This is a genomic window from Pseudonocardia sp. ICBG601, assembly GCF_020496245.1.
Genome location: NZ_JAHLJA010000049.1, coordinates 1 through 13628, shown reverse-complemented (window position 1 = coordinate 13628; position 13628 = coordinate 1). Strand labels below are relative to the sequence as shown.

Genomic DNA, 13628 nt, shown 5'->3' with positions numbered 1-13628 from the left:
CACTGACCGTTGCGTCGATCAATCTTTGCCATTGCACAACTACTGCGCAAGCGCAACAATAGGGGCCGTCGAAGGGAGAGTTCCATGAAGGTGTCGGACATCCTGCGGATCAAGGGCGACACGGTGCAGACCGTGTTGTCGTGGAACACCATCGCCGAGGCCGCGACCCGGCTCGCCGGCCCGCCGGCGATCGGCGCGCTCGTCGTCTCCGACGACGGCCGTCGGGAACGCGTCGACGGCATCGTCTCCGAACGCGACATCGTGCGCCGGCTCGCCACCGACGGCGCCGGCCTGCTCGACCTCACCGTCGGCGACGTCATGAGCCGGCACGTCGTGACCTGCTCGCCGGAGGACTCGCTCGCCGACGCCATGGGGCTGATGAACCGCTGGCGGCACCGCCACCTGCCCGTCGTCGACGGCGGACGGCTCGTCGGGATGATCAGCATCGGTGACGTCGTCAAGCAGCGGCTGGCCGAGATGAGCACCGAGGCCGGGGTGCTGCGCGACATCTACCTGGCCTCGCACTGACCCGCACTGGCTCGCACTGACCCTGGACCGCACGACCGCCCCGGTCGTCCCCGGTGTGACCTGACCGTTTCGCCGGGAACGACCGGGGCGAGCCGTGCGTTGGACCGGACATGACTGCAGCGAGTGCCACCGCAGGTCGCCGCGCCGGCCGCACGGCCGCGTTCGCGACGCTCTTCCGTGCCCTCACCCGTCGCGGCCGCCCCGGCGAGCCCGGACCCGTCGAACGGTTCCGGGCGCTGCCCGCCATGGTCGGCGACGCCTGGCGCGGCACCTACCCGCACCTGGGCAGGGGCCGGGTCGCCCTGTTCCTCGCCGCGCTGGCCTACCTGGTGTCGCCGGTCGACCTGGTGCCCGAGGCGTTCCTGACCGTGTTCGGCCTCGGCGACGACGCGATCGTCGCGATGTGGCTGGGTGGGGCGCTGCTGGTCGAGGCCGACCGCTACCTCGGGTGGCGGCGGACCGCACCGGCGGTCGTCGACGGTCAGGTGCAGGTCGACCGGACGTAGTCCCGGATCCGCTGTGCGGCGGCCTGGTACTCCGGGTCCGTCCGTTCCTGGGCGATCCCCGGGTCGCGGGCGACGGCGAGGGTGTCCCCGCCGTTGGCCTCCAGCAGCGCCAGCTGACGCTCGACGAGCTGGTCCACCCGTTCGAAGTCCGCGCGGATCTCCTGCGGTGCGAGCGAGGTGACCTGCTGGTTCGCCCGCCGCACGTTCGCGGTGACCTCGCCGACGTCGGAGATCGAACGGCCGATGCCCACCCCGCTGAACGGCTGGGTCGCGGTGCGGCTGGCCTCGACGGCGTCGCAGAACGGGCTGGAGGGACGGTTCTGGGTCGTGGTGACCGGGCGGGACGAGCTCGGCTGGGTCGCCAGCGAGCTGCCGCAGCCCGCCACCAGGAGCAGGGCCAGTACCGCCGGGACGAGCAGTCCTGGCCGCCGTACAGCCGTCATCCCCGATCCTCCGCTCACCGGCCGGGACGGTGCCCGATCCGTGAGTGAAGTCTAGGTCGCGGGGTGTGAGGTGGATGTCGTGGCCTGCGAAACCGGCTCGCCGGGGACACCCTCGGTCGGCGATCCTCGTTCCTCCCGTGGCACACGGCCGCGGGACGAACGAGAAGGAGACGAGGCGTGTACACCCTCACCGGCACCGCGGCGCCGGTTCGTCTGTGGACGGACCCGGAGACCGTCGAGCCGGGTGCACTGACCCAGCTGCGCAACTGCGCGGCACTGCCGTGGACCCACGGGGTCGCGGTCATGCCCGACGTCCACCAGGGCTACGGCGCGACCGTCGGCTCGGTGGTGGCGATGCGTGACGCCGTGTCGCCGGGAGCGGTCGGCGTCGACATCGGCTGCGGCATGTCCGCGGTGCGGACCGACCTGACCGCCTCCGACCTGCCGGACTCGCTGTCGCGGGTCCGCGCCCAGATCGAGCGCGACGTCCCGGTCGGCCGGGCCGGGCACCGCGAGGGCCCGGATCTGGCCCGCCTCGGGATGGACGACGAGCTCGACTGGGCCGGGTTCTGGCGCGGCTTCGACCAACTGCACCATCTGCGCGACGCGTCCTGGACGAGTGAGGACAAGCTGCGCGGCAAGGCGCACCAGCAGCTCGGCTCGCTCGGGAGCGGAAATCACTTCGTGGAACTCTGCCTCGACGGCGACGACCGGGTCTGGCTGATGCTGCACTCCGGGTCGCGGGGGATCGGCAACATCCTGGCCAATCTGCACATCGAGAAGGCCAAGGCGCTGCCGCACAACCAGGAGCTGCCCGACCGCGACCTGGCCGTGTTCCTCGCCGGCACCCCGCAGATGGCCGCCTACCGGGCCGATCTGCACTGGGCGCAGGAGTACGCGCGGCTCAACCGCAGGGTGATGATCGAGTTGTTCAAGGCCGCACTGGTCCGGTCGCTGGGCCGCCCGATCGGCTTCGAGCCGGAGGTGTCCTGCCACCACAACTACGTGTCCGAGGAGATCTACGACGGCGTCGAGCTCATCGTGACCCGCAAGGGCGCCATCTCCACCGAGGGCGGCCGCAAGGGGATCATCCCCGGCTCGATGGGCACCGGGTCGTTCATCGTGTCCGGGCTGGGGAACGAGCAGGCTTACCGGTCGGCCTCGCACGGGGCCGGGCGCCGGATGTCGCGGGGCGCGGCGCGCCGGCAGTTCTCGGTCGCCGACCTGCAGGCCCAGACCGAGGGCGTCGAGTGCCGCAAGGACGCCGGTGTGATCGACGAGATCCCCGGCGCGTACAAGGACCTCGACACGGTCATGGCGCAGCAGACCGATCTGGTCCGGGTGGAGCACCGGCTGCGCACGGTGCTGTGCGTGAAGGGCTGACGACGGCCCTGAGACGGTGCTGACGACGGCGGCGGGGCCATCCGGTCCCGCCGCCGCCACCGTCGTGGGTGACCTGGGACCGTGACGGCCCGCCGCGGTCTCATCCGCGCGATGCGGTCCGGACGAAGCCGGTGCCCGTCACGACGGCGACCGCCAGCGACACCGCCACCGCGAGGACGGCCCGGTCCGGCGTCGCGGCGGAGAGGGTCCAGGCCATGGGCCCGGCCAGCCACAACGGCGTCGCGGCCAGGACGCTCCCGCCGAACAGCAGCCCACCGGTGATGCCGAGCAGCCCGGCCACCGCCGCGACCGCGACGTGCAGCCGCACCTGTAACCACAACGTCACCGCCAGCACCGCCCACCCGAGCGGAACGGCGACGGCCAGATGCAGCGCCGCGTCCCCGCCCGGGGCGCCGGCCACGACGAGCAGACCTGCCACCACCACCGTCACGACGACCACCACCGCTCCCAGCACGGCGAGCAGGTCCCGCGGTGCGCGGGCGCCGCGGGTGAGCACCACCCGCCACGCCGGTTCCTGTGCCTGCCACGCCAGGATCGCCCGCGCGGCCGAGCCACCGGGCAGGACGGCGAGCCCGAAGACCGCCACCACCCGCTGCACCGGGTACACCACCGCCACCGCGACCAGCACGAGCAACACTGCCCCGGCCAGCGGGCCGATCGCGGTGCGGCGCAGTGACGTCGCGATCCCGGTGACCGGGCCGGTCCGGACCGGGCCTGCCACCGCCGCCGGAACGAGGACCGCCGCCAGCAGCGCCGAGGCGAGCACCGGCGGCCACCACGGCAGCGACCACACCGGCGAGCCCGGTTCCAGCGGGACTCCGTTGAAGTGGACGCCGATCAGCGGCAGCACCGGGCGCACCGCCCAGGCCGGCGGCACGAGCCACCATGTGTCGGACTCCGCGGACACGGTCCCCCCACCACCTGCCAGACGACACCCAGCCCGACGACCGGCCACGGCCCGAGCAGGCGGGCCGCCGCCGTCGCCGCGACCAGCCAGCACAGGCCCCCCGCCCACACCAGCAACGCCGCCGAGGCGAGCACCCCCACCGGTGCGGCGCCGAACCCGAGCAGCATCCCGGCGGGTGCGTAGGGCAGGAACACCAGCAGCGACGTCACCAGCGACAGCCCCGCCAGGACGACGAGCCGGGCCGCCCGCGTCGCCGACGGCCGGGTTGCCCGCCACCCGGTCCCGCCGCCGCGTGAGCGCCGCTCCCGCCGCTCGACGAACGCCACCAGCAGCGCGACCAGGACCGCCGCGAACGCGGTGACGTACCCGACGTGCCACATCAGCAGCGACGACCAGCTCCGCTGTCGTGACACCAGCAGCTGTCCGGCGACCGACAGCAGCGCGACGACCGGCCCCACCCACAGCAGGTACGCGGGGGTGCTGCGCCGGGTCCGCAGCAGCTCCGCCTGCAGCACGCTCACGCCGGCACCTCCGGCCCGGTCCCGCGGGTCAGGGCGAAGTAGGCGCGTTCCAGCTCGCCGTCGGGCGCGAGGCGGGCCAGCGGCCCCTCGTGCACGAGCCGCCCGCCGGACAGGACGCCCACGTCGTCGGCGGTGCGGGCCACCTCGCCGAGCTGGTGGGAGGACAGCAGCACGGTCCGGCCCCGCGCGGCGAGACCGCGGATCAGCTCCCGCAGCTCGACGACGCCCTCCGGGTCCAGCCCGTTCTGCGGTTCGTCGAGCAGCAGCAGCTCGGGGTCGGTGAGCAGGGCGACCCCGACGGCGAGCCGGGTCCGCATCCCGGTGGAGAACCGCGACGTCCGACGACGGCCGGTGCCGGAGAGCCCGACGAGGTCGAGCACCTCCTCGACCCGGCTCCGGGAGGTGCCGGTGAGCAGGGCGTGCACCCGCAGGTTCTCCGCGGCGGACAGATGGCCGTAGAGCGCCGGACCGTCGAGGGTCGCCCCGACCCGCGCCAGCATCGTGCGCCGCCACGGCTCGCCGAACAGCGCGACCGAGCCCGACCGCGGCCGGCGCAGACCGAGCAGCACCCGGAACGTGGTGGACTTGCCGGCGCCGTTGCGGCCGAGCAACGCGTAGACGGTGCCCGGCCGGACCTGCAGCGACAGCCCGTCCAGCACCCGTCGGCGGCCGAGGACGACCGACACGTCGTCACAGCGGACGGCGGGCGTGACGTGGATTCCCATGGCGCGCAGTGTCATCGCCGGCTGCGGGCCGCCGCCTCCTCCCGTGGGACGGTCCAGGGCCCCCGGCTCCTCCCGGGGGAGGACGGGGTCAGCGCGCCGTGGTGTGGGCGAGCACGACGAGCGCCACCCGGTCGCGACAGCCGAGCTTGGTGAGCAGGTTCCCGACGTGGGTCTTCACCGTCGTCTCCGCGATGTGCAGGCGCTCGGCGATCTCGGCGTTGCTGGCACCGGCGGCGATCTCCCCGAGCACCTCCTGCTCGCGCGCGGACAGCGGCGCCAGCGGGTCCGGCCCGGGTGCCGGCGCGCCCCGGGGCGCGCCGAGCCGGGCGCGGAGCAGCTCCGAGGGCTCGGTCCCACCGCCCAGCACAGCCCGGCCCTCGTGGACCGCCCGCACCGCGGCGACCAGCTCGGCCGGCTCGGCGTCCTTGAGCAGGTAACCCCGTGCCCCGGCCCGGGCCGCCGCGACGACGAACTCGTCGACGTCGAACGTGGTCAGCACCAGCACCCGTGGCCGTTCCCCGCGGGAGGTCAGCCGTCGGGTCGCCTCGACGCCGTCGAGCACCGGCATCCGCAGGTCCATCAGCACGACGTCGACATCGTGCTGCCGGCACAGCTCGAGGGCCTGGGCGCCGTCGTGCGCGGTGCCGACGACGGTGATGCCCGGTCGCCGGTCGAGGAAGGCGGCGAACGCCGAGGCCAGCAGCGGCTGGTCGTCGACGACGGCGACCCGGATCATCGGGTGCCGCTCGCGACCGGTGCGTCGGGCCCGGCCGGCGCCGCGTGGGGTGTGCCGGCCGGGGGCAGCCACACCGCGAGGACGTGCTCGTGGTCGTCGGCGTGCACGGTGACCCGGCCACCGACCGCGGCGACCCGTTGGCGCATCCCGGCGAGACCGTGCCCCGAGCCTCCCACCGCCGTGCCCGGGCGGTTGCGGACCTCCACCCGCACTCCGCCGCCACCGCCGTCGGCGTACAGGGCGGCGGTCACCGGCCGGGCACGGTCACCGTGCTTGACCGCGTTGGTCAGTCCCTCCTGCAGGACCCGCACCGCGACGAGCGAGGTGGCCGGGCCGAGCAGCGCGTCGACGTGGGCGAGTCCCTCGTCGTCGGGCACGTCGGCGTCGAGGAGGAGGCCGGTGTCCCGGATCCGGTCGAGCAGGGCCGGGACGGCGGTCCGTGTCCCGCCCGGGACGAGGTCGGCGGCGGCGGGGGAACGGAGCAGGCCGACCAGCGTGCGCAGCTCGGCCATCGCCTCCCCGGCGGCGTCCTTGATCGTGGCCAGGGCCCGGACGGCGTGCTCCGGCTCGTCCTCGGCGATGCACAGGCCGGTCGCGGCCTCGACCCGGATCAACGCGACGGTGTGGGCGACGATGTCGTGCACGTCGGCCGCGATCCGGTTCCGGTCGTGGGCGGCGACGAGCTCTGCGTGGGCCAGCGCCCGCGCCCGGACCTCGGCGAGCTCGGCGGTGTGCCGGTCGGCGACCTCACGTTGGCGCAGCGCCCACAGGTAGGCCACCGCGATCACCAGCACGTGCACGGCGATCATCGGCGCGAGCTCCCCGAGCCGCTCGAAGGGCTGCAGCCCCTGCCCCGCCCTGAACAACTGCAGCGCCGGGCTGACCGGGATCCCGGCCAGTGCCACGGCGACGGCGACCACGCCCCACCCGCGCCGGCGGCAGTAGCGGGTCACCGCGACGACGGTCAGCGGCGCGCAGAGCAGCAGCGGCGACACCCCCATGCCGACCGGTGCGGACCAGAAGTTCAGGGCCAGCACTCCCAGCAGCACCGCGGTGGCCACCGCGGAACCGGTGAGGTGCCGCCGGCGCACCGCGAGGGCGGCGGTCAGACCGGTCGCGACGAGCGCCTGGACGAGGTAGGCGGTCGCCCCCCACGTCCACCACTGGGCCCACTCGGCCAGCGTGCACACCAGTCCGGCCGCGGCCAGGCCGACGTCCAGCAGCGGGATCCTTCGCACCGGCCACCTCCTCCCGGGATCGCGTCAGTGCACCACGGGACACCGACGATCACCAGGATTCAGCCGGCGAGGACCTTCCGCAGCACCCGGGCCGGTCGGTGATGATCCGGTCCACCCCGGTGGCCGCGACCTGCCGCATGTCGTCGGTGTCGTTGACCGTGTAGACCCCGGTCTGCATCCCGCGGGCCCGGACCTCGGCGACCAGGGCGGCGTCGACGACCCGGAACGACGGGTTGATCTGGGTGACCCCGTGCGCGGCGGCGTCGTCGAGCTGCGCCGTGGTCGGGCGCCCGCCGAACAGCCATCCGGCCGGGATCTCCGGGGCGGCCTCGGCGAAGCGGCGCATCGCGTCGTGGTCGAAGGACTGCACGACGACGCCGGAGCGGAGGCCGTCGACCTCGTAGGCGACCTCCTTCTCCACACCCGGGTACCGCGCCGGGTCCTTCAGCTCGACCAGCAGGTCCGCGCGGCCGCGGAGCCGGTCGGCGAACTCGGCGAGGGTCGGCACGCGCTCCCCGGCGAAGGCGGGGGAGAACCACGACCCGGCGTCGAGGCGGCGCAGCTCGGCGAGGGTGAACGTGCCGACGGGCGCCAGGGCGCGGGTGGGGAAGACCCGTTCGACGTCGGTGGTGCGGGCGAGCGTGGCGTCGTGGACGAGCACGAGGTGGCCGTCGGCGGTGCGCTGGACGTCGACCTCGACGGCGTCGGCCGCTGGGCCAGCGCCTCGTCGGGGCGGCGAGGGTGTTCTCCGGGGCGTCGGCGGAGGCGCCGCGTGCGCGACGACCTCCGGGCCGGTCCGGGGACGGTCGGTGTCGGCGAGGGCGACCGTGGCTGTCGCGAGGAGGGCGGCGGGGACGAGAAGGGTACCGAGCAGGCGTCGCACGAGGTGAGTCCTCAGGATCGGGGGCGGTACCTGGGAACCATCGTGGCGCGGCCGGTCCGGCCGGTGTCGCGCGAGTGTCCTCCGGTGGACGACCCGGCGAGGACCTGGTGGTCAGGGTCGGGTGACGGCCGCCTCGAACGCGGGCAGGTAACCGTCGCGGTAACCCTGGGGGGTCGGGTGGTAAATCGCCGGGGCCGACGCCGGCGGGGGAGTGATCCACGGGTCGGCGGCGGAGCAGACCCCGTGTCCGGCGAACGCGGCGCGGACGTCGACGAACTGGCCCCGGAAGCGTCCGGCCGCGTCGGCGAGGGCGGCGTCGAGGGTGTCGGCGGCCCGGTTCAGCGCCTCCCGGCGGACGGCGTTCGGGACGCCGGGGACGTCGCAGTCGGGGCCCGGCTCGACAGTCGTCGCGGGTAGCCCAGGACCAGGATCTTCGCCCCGGGGGCCTGCAGCCGGACACCGACGATCGTCGAGATCAGCCCGCCGGGAGCGATCCAGCGGGCGGCGCGCTCCCCGCCCCGGATGGCGCGCAGGCAGGTCTCGTCGTCGCGGGCGGTGCTGCAGACGGCCAGGATCGGCCCGAACCCCGGTGTCGTTGCCGCCGACGGTGATCGTCACCAGGGTGGTGTCGGCGGAGACCGTGCGCACCTGCCGGGCGATCACCTCGCCGCTGGTGGCGCCGCTGCACGCGACGCTGACGAACGACGCCGGGTCGTGGCGGGCCGCCCACAGCGCGGGTAGGACGCGGCGCTGCGCCGGCAGTCGCCGGTGGCCGGGTCCGGCCGGGCCCCGACCCCGCGCGTAGGTAGGAGTCGCCGAGCGCGACGTACCGGACGGGGGCCGCGGTCGCGACGGCCGGTGCCGGGTCGGCGAGTGCCGCCGGCGCCAGGACGACCAGCAACGCGCACGTCAGCAGGGGGACCAGGAGGCGGCGCACCCGTTCAGACAACCCCGGCGGCACCCCTGCGGCAATCCGGGCACCGGGTGAGGGGGTGCACGCGCCGTCGACGACGAGGTGCGCCGAACGGGTCCCGGCCGGGCCGCGTCCGCGGACGACACGCCGCGGAGCCGCCGCGCACGCGTCATCACTGTGGGTGAGTGCGCCCAAGGCGCCATGCCCGGCCACGACCACTCGACCCCGGCGCACTACAGGCGGAAAATCCAGCTCAGGGCCCTGTCCGAGGTGGACCGACCGGATCGGCGGCACGGTGAACGGCAGGTGGCCGGGGCGAGTGGCCGGCCTCGTCCGCTCACCGCCCGCAACGTCCCGTCGGTCTCGTGATCACCCGTTCGGGTTTGTCCGTCCGGTGCGTCCGGCTAGCGTCGGAATCAGATCACGGAACGGTCACGAACCGGACGCGGCTTCTCCCCAGGGGGCCGCCCGCTCCCCACGGGTTGTCCGCCGTTCCGCGATCCGGAAGGAATCGTCGTGGCACGGCATCGCTCCCCCCGGAGCCGTCGGACGAGCCTCGCGATCCCGGCCCCGCAGCTCGCGGTGGCCGGGATCGGGGCCCCGGTCGGCTCGTTCCCCGCAGGTCCCTACGTCCGGCGTGCCCGTGACATCCGGACCGAGGACGGTTCGCGCTGGTCGGCGTCCACCCGGATCGCCGCCGCCGTCGTCGCGGTGGGCGGCATCGCGGCCACCGCCCATGCGACCGTCGGCTCCGGCGACCTGCCCGGGACCGTGACGTCCTGGTTCGACGCGGCGGGATCGTCGTCCGTGTCGAACCAGGACGCCGCCCTTGCCGCCGCGGTGCCCGCGCCCCGGCCCGCCGCGGACACCGCGACCTCCCCGATCGCGGACCCGGCCACCATCGCCTCGCTCGCCGCCCCGGCCGCCGCCCCCTCCGCGGCCGCGCGCACCGTCGCCGCCGCGGACGCCGGCCGTGCCAGGGCCGCCTCCGCGGTCCAGGCCGCCACCGCCTCGGTCGACCAGGTCCGCAAGGCCGCCGAGGAGCGCGCCCGGGCGGTGGAGGCCGCCCGCGCCGCGGGCGCCACCGGCGCGCTGCAGTCCGCGTCCGCGGGCGGTGCGGTGTCGATCGTGACCGGCCGGGTCACCTCGGGCTTCGGATCCCGCTGGGGCACCCAGCACATGGGGCTCGACATCGCCGCGCCGATCGGTACCCCGATCCACGTGCCGCTCGCCGGCACCGTCATCAGCTCCGGCCCGGCCAGCGGGTTCGGCATGTGGGTCCGGGTCCGGCACGCCGACGGCACGGTCACCGTCTACGGCCACATCAACCGCTCGCTGGTCTCGGTCGGCCAGAAGGTGGCGGCGGGCCAGCAGATCGCCGAGGTCGGCAACCGCGGCCAGTCCACCGGCCCGCACCTGCACATCGAGGTCATGGACCCGAGCGGAACCAAGATCAACCCCAAGCCGTGGCTCGACGCGAACGGGTTCCGCTACACCTGAGTCACGAGCTCTGGACCGCCTCCAGCGCCCGGATCTTGTTCGTCGCGTCCAGCGCGGCGACCTTGTAGGCCTCCGACAGCGTCGGGTAGTTCAGGACGGTGTCGACGAGGTAGTCCACCGTCCCGCCGCAGCCCATGATGGCCTGCCCGATGTGCACGAGGTCGGTGGCGTTGGTGCCGAACACGTGCACCCCGAGCAGCCGGCGGTCCTCGGGCGACACCAGCAGCTTGAGCATGCCGTAGGAGTCGCCGACGATCGCGCCGCGGGCGAGCTCGCGGTAGCGGGACAGCCCGGTCTCGTACGGGATCGCCGCCGCGGTCAGCTCGGCCTCGGTCCGCCCGCAGAACGAGATCTCCGGGATCGTGTAGATGCCGATCGGCTGCAGCTCGTGCAGCTCGCGGACCGGCTCGTCGAACAGGTGGTAGGCCGCCAGGCGGCCCTGGTCCATGCTCGTCGACGCCAGCGCCGGGAACCCGATCACGTCGCCGACCGCCGCGATGTGCTCGACCGAGGTCCGGTACTGAGCCTTTTTCAACCTGACGTTTGTGCTGGTCAGGGGCGTGAAGGCCGGCCGGGGTGGGGCTCCTGGTAGACGGATGGGTGTCGAACCGTCGTCTGCCAGGAGCCCCGTGTGCTGTCCTACCCATCCGGGATGAACGTGTCCAGCCGTAGCGTCCGTGATCTTGCTGATCTTCTCCGGGGGCATCGGCGTCAGCGTGGAACACGCTGGCGCCGGCTCTCAGCCGGTCGGCAGGCCTTGCTGGTGCTCGCCTACCTGCGTAAGGGCGAGACCTACGCTGCCCTGGCCTGCGGGTTCGCGGTGAGCACCGCGACGGTGTACCGGTACCTGACCGAGGCGATCGGTCTGCTCGCCGCGCTCGCCCCGACCCTGGAACAGGCCATCACCGTCGCCGCTGGGAAGGCGTTCGTGATCCTGGACGGCACGCTGCTGCGTATCGACCGGGTCGGCATGACATCCGGCTACGACCGGGCGTTCTACTCCGGCAAACACAAGTGCCACGGCCTGAACGTGCAGGTCATCGCCGACCCCGTCGGCAGGCTGGTGTGGATCTCCCCACCGCTACCCGGAGCCCGGCACGACATGGGTGCCGCCCGCGCCCACGGGATCATCGACGCGGTCAACACCGCCGGGGTGCGGGCGATCGCTGACACCGCCTACCAAGGCGGCGGGCCCGCGATCACCGTCCCCCACCGACGCCGCCGCCGCGACCTCGACACCGGCCGGTACCGGCCCCTGTCAGCGAATCAGAAAGCGGTCAACGCCGCCCACGCCCGACGACGGGCACCCGGTGAACGGGTCAACGCCGAGCTGAAGAACTGGAAGATCCTCCGCAAGATCCGCTCCAGCCCCAACCAGGCCACCCAGCTCGTCGCCGCGGTCCAGACCCTCATGATCACAGCTACCTGACCAGCACAAACGTCAGGTTGAAAAAGGCTCACTGCTTGTCGACCTCGATGCGGCCCCGGTCGTCGGCCTGGATGCCCGCGGCGTCCAGGCCCAGCTCCTCGGTCATGCCCTGCCGGCCCGCCGAGTACATGACCATGTCGGCCGGGATCTTCTTGCCGCTGGCCAGGCTGGTCACCGTGCCGCGGCCGTTCACCTCGACCGAGGACACCTCCTCGCCGAACCGGAAGGTGACCGCCGAGTCCCGCAGGTGGAACTTCAGCGACTCCACGACCTCCGGGTCACAGAAGCCGAGCATCGAGTCCCGCTTCTCCACCACGGTCACCCGGGTGCCGAGCGCGGCGAACATCGAGGCGTACTCGATGCCGATGACCCCCGCCCCGACGACGACCATCGAGCCCGGCACCCGGCCGAGCTGCAGCACCTGGTCGGAGTCGACGACCCGCTCGCCGTCGAACGCGACGGTGTCCGGCCGGGCCGTGCGGGTCCCGGTCGCGACCACGAAGTGCGAGGCGGTGACCTGGTTGTGGTCACCCCGCCCCGACCCCTCGACGACGACGGTGTGCGGGTCGGCGAAGCGCGCCGTCCCGGTAAGGATGTCGACGTGGTTGCGCAGCAGCTGGTTGCGGACGATCTCGGTCTCCCGGCCGATCACGTGCCGGGTGCGGGCCAGCAGGTCGTCGATGGTGATCTCGGACTTGACCCGGTAGCTGGCGCCGTACATCTCGCGCTGGCTGAACCCGGACAGGTACAGCACCGCCTCGCGCAGCGTCTTCGACGGGATGGTGCCGGTGTTGACGCAGACGCCACCCATCATGTGGCCGCGGTCGGCGATCGCCACCCGCTTCCCCAGCTTCGCCGCGGCGATCGCGGCCTTCTGCCCGCCGGGACCGGAGCCGATCACCAGCAGGTCGTAGTCGTGGGCGGGTGACTCGTCGGCACTCACCCGCACAGCGTGGTGGTCGGGGTGCCGCGCGGCAACCGTGCGGGTGTGAACAGCGTGTCACGGCCGGTAGGAGCGTCTCCGCTCGTCGGCGAGAAGTGCGCGGTCTCCCGGGTGGCGGTGTAGAGCGAGCGGTAGTGCGGGTGGAAGCGGTCGTACACCTCGCGGGCCGCCGGGTCCGGCTCGATCGTGCGGGCGACCGGGTTCCAGTCGCGCAGCCGCGGCTCGGCCCCGGTCGCGACGGCGGCCAGCCACGCGTCGCCGAGCGCGGCGCCGACGGTCTGCTCCGGCACGTCCTGCGGGACCCCGGTCACGTCGGTGACGATCCGGGTCCACAGCCCGCCCTGCACCCCGCCGCCCACGGCGACCAGGCGCTTCGTGCCGCCGCCCGCGGACCGCATGACCTCCAGGTTGTGCCGCACGCCGTGCGCGATGCCCTCCAGCGCGGCCCGGTAGACCTCGCCGCGGGTGTGCCCGGTGGTCAGCCCGGCGAGGACGCCGCGGGCGTCCGGGTCGAACAGCGGGGTCCGTTCCCCGGCGAAGTAGGGGAGCAGCAGCAGCCCGCCGCTGCCCGGGGGCACCTCGGCGGCCTCGGCGACGAGCTCGGTGAACCCCTCCCCGGTGAGGTCGCGCAGCCAGTTCGTGATCGCCCGGAGGTCGCCATCCCGGCGGCCAGGGTGAACGACCCCGGTTCGACGCCGCGGGTCGTCCACATCGCCGGGTGCGGGTGCGGACGGTCGATGACCTCGATGAGGAACATCGTCGTCCCGTACATGACCATCACCTCCCCGGCGCCGGTGACGCCGGCGCTGGTGGCCTCGGCCCACGCGTCGACGGTGCCGGCGGTGACCGGCAGCCCCTCCGGCAGACCGGTTTCGCGGCGGCCGCCGCCGCGGTCACCCGCCCGGCGACCCTCGGTCGGCCACAGCACGCCGGGGCAGCGTGATGCCCGGGG

General features: G+C 73.9%; 12 protein-coding genes and 4 pseudogenes. 5 read left to right on the top strand and 11 right to left on the bottom strand.

Annotation, left to right across the window (positions count from 1 at the left end):
* The first annotated feature begins 84 nt into the window (after positions 1–84).
* The gene (locus KPL57_RS16985; protein WP_226352356.1) at positions 85–528 is read left to right on the top strand and encodes a CBS domain-containing protein; all 444 of its coding nucleotides are present in this window, start codon (positions 85–87) and stop codon (positions 526–528) included.
* Between the two features lie 110 nt (positions 529–638).
* On the top strand, positions 639–1034 hold the full coding sequence (locus KPL57_RS16980; RefSeq protein ID WP_020624642.1) for a YkvA family protein: 396 nt from the start codon (positions 639–641) through the stop codon (positions 1032–1034).
* On the opposite strand, the gene KPL57_RS16975 is transcribed toward KPL57_RS16980, so the two are convergent.
* Positions 1010–1477 carry a hypothetical protein gene (locus tag KPL57_RS16975; RefSeq protein WP_043279148.1) on the bottom strand — a complete coding sequence of 156 codons (468 nt, stop codon included), beginning with the start codon at positions 1475–1477 and terminating at the stop codon, positions 1010–1012. The genes KPL57_RS16980 and KPL57_RS16975 overlap by 25 nt on opposite strands.
* 177 nt (positions 1478–1654) lie before the next feature.
* Between KPL57_RS16975 and KPL57_RS16970 the strand changes: the two genes are divergently transcribed.
* Complete coding sequence (locus tag KPL57_RS16970) at positions 1655–2860, top strand: RtcB family protein (RefSeq protein WP_226352355.1); 1206 nt, start codon at positions 1655–1657, stop codon at positions 2858–2860.
* A 100-nt stretch (positions 2861–2960) separates the two neighbouring features.
* Here the strand turns inward: KPL57_RS16970 and KPL57_RS16965 are convergent, their stop codons facing one another.
* The 7 genes and pseudogenes from KPL57_RS16965 to KPL57_RS16935 all read right to left on the bottom strand — a co-directional run.
* On the bottom strand, positions 2961–3758 hold the full coding sequence (locus KPL57_RS16965; RefSeq protein WP_226352354.1) for a hypothetical protein: 798 nt from the start codon (positions 3756–3758) through the stop codon (positions 2961–2963).
* Positions 3719–4309, bottom strand: a complete 591-nt coding sequence (locus KPL57_RS16960) for a hypothetical protein (protein WP_226352353.1) — start codon at positions 4307–4309, stop codon at positions 3719–3721. The genes KPL57_RS16965 and KPL57_RS16960 overlap by 40 nt, the downstream gene beginning before the upstream one ends.
* Positions 4306–5034: an ATP-binding cassette domain-containing protein gene (locus KPL57_RS16955; RefSeq protein WP_226352352.1), complete on the bottom strand. Its 729-nt coding sequence runs from the start codon at positions 5032–5034 to the stop codon at positions 4306–4308. Before KPL57_RS16955 ends, KPL57_RS16960 begins: the two co-directional genes overlap by 4 nt.
* 88 nt (positions 5035–5122) lie before the next feature.
* Complete coding sequence (locus KPL57_RS16950; protein ID WP_226352351.1) at positions 5123–5770, bottom strand: response regulator transcription factor; 648 nt, start codon at positions 5768–5770, stop codon at positions 5123–5125.
* Positions 5767–7008 carry a histidine kinase gene (locus tag KPL57_RS16945; RefSeq protein ID WP_226352350.1) on the bottom strand — a complete coding sequence of 414 codons (1242 nt, stop codon included), beginning with the start codon at positions 7006–7008 and terminating at the stop codon, positions 5767–5769. Before KPL57_RS16945 ends, KPL57_RS16950 begins: the two co-directional genes overlap by 4 nt.
* Before the next feature lie 49 nt (positions 7009–7057).
* Complete coding sequence (locus KPL57_RS16940) at positions 7058–7891, bottom strand: glycerophosphodiester phosphodiesterase family protein (RefSeq protein ID WP_226352349.1); 834 nt, start codon at positions 7889–7891, stop codon at positions 7058–7060.
* 111 nt (positions 7892–8002) lie between these two features.
* Positions 8003–8659 (bottom strand): annotated as a pseudogene (locus tag KPL57_RS16935) (GDSL-type esterase/lipase family protein); the annotation flags it as partial.
* A 661-nt stretch (positions 8660–9320) separates the two neighbouring features.
* On the opposite strand from KPL57_RS16935, the gene KPL57_RS16930 reads away from it, so the two are divergent.
* Positions 9321–10304 (top strand): M23 family metallopeptidase, encoded by a 984-nt coding sequence (locus tag KPL57_RS16930; RefSeq protein WP_226352348.1) that lies wholly within the window; start codon positions 9321–9323, stop codon positions 10302–10304.
* Position 10305: 1 nt separating this feature from the next.
* On the opposite strand, the pseudogene KPL57_RS16925 reads toward KPL57_RS16930, so the two are convergent.
* Positions 10306–10824 (bottom strand): annotated as a pseudogene (locus tag KPL57_RS16925) (Si-specific NAD(P)(+) transhydrogenase); the annotation flags it as partial.
* Between the two features lie 111 nt (positions 10825–10935).
* Between KPL57_RS16925 and KPL57_RS16920 the strand changes: the two are divergent.
* Positions 10936–11733: a transposase family protein gene (locus tag KPL57_RS16920; RefSeq protein WP_226350737.1), complete on the top strand. Its 798-nt coding sequence runs from the start codon at positions 10936–10938 to the stop codon at positions 11731–11733.
* Between the two features lie 34 nt (positions 11734–11767).
* On the opposite strand, the pseudogene KPL57_RS16915 reads toward KPL57_RS16920, so the two are convergent.
* Together KPL57_RS16915 and KPL57_RS16910 are read right to left on the bottom strand one after the other, a co-directional pair.
* Positions 11768–12676: pseudogene (locus KPL57_RS16915) on the bottom strand (FAD-dependent oxidoreductase); the annotation flags it as partial.
* Positions 12673–13628: pseudogene (locus tag KPL57_RS16910) on the bottom strand (FGGY-family carbohydrate kinase); the annotation flags it as partial. The pseudogenes KPL57_RS16915 and KPL57_RS16910, both read right to left, overlap by 4 nt.

Bases quoted from the DNA above. Each gene is read 5' to 3' on its own strand.
- KPL57_RS16985 (WP_226352356.1), top strand. From the start codon at position 85: ATGAAGGTGTCGGACATCCTGCGGATCAAGGGCGACACGGTGCAGACC.
- KPL57_RS16980 (WP_020624642.1), top strand. From the start codon at position 639: ATGACTGCAGCGAGTGCCACCGCAGGTCGCCGCGCCGGCCGCACGGCC.
- KPL57_RS16975 (WP_043279148.1), bottom strand. From the start codon at position 1,477: ATGACGGCTGTACGGCGGCCAGGACTGCTCGTCCCGGCGGTACTGGCC.
- KPL57_RS16955 (WP_226352352.1), bottom strand. From the start codon at position 5,034: ATGGGAATCCACGTCACGCCCGCCGTCCGCTGTGACGACGTGTCGGTC.
- KPL57_RS16950 (WP_226352351.1), bottom strand. From the start codon at position 5,770: ATGATCCGGGTCGCCGTCGTCGACGACCAGCCGCTGCTGGCCTCGGCG.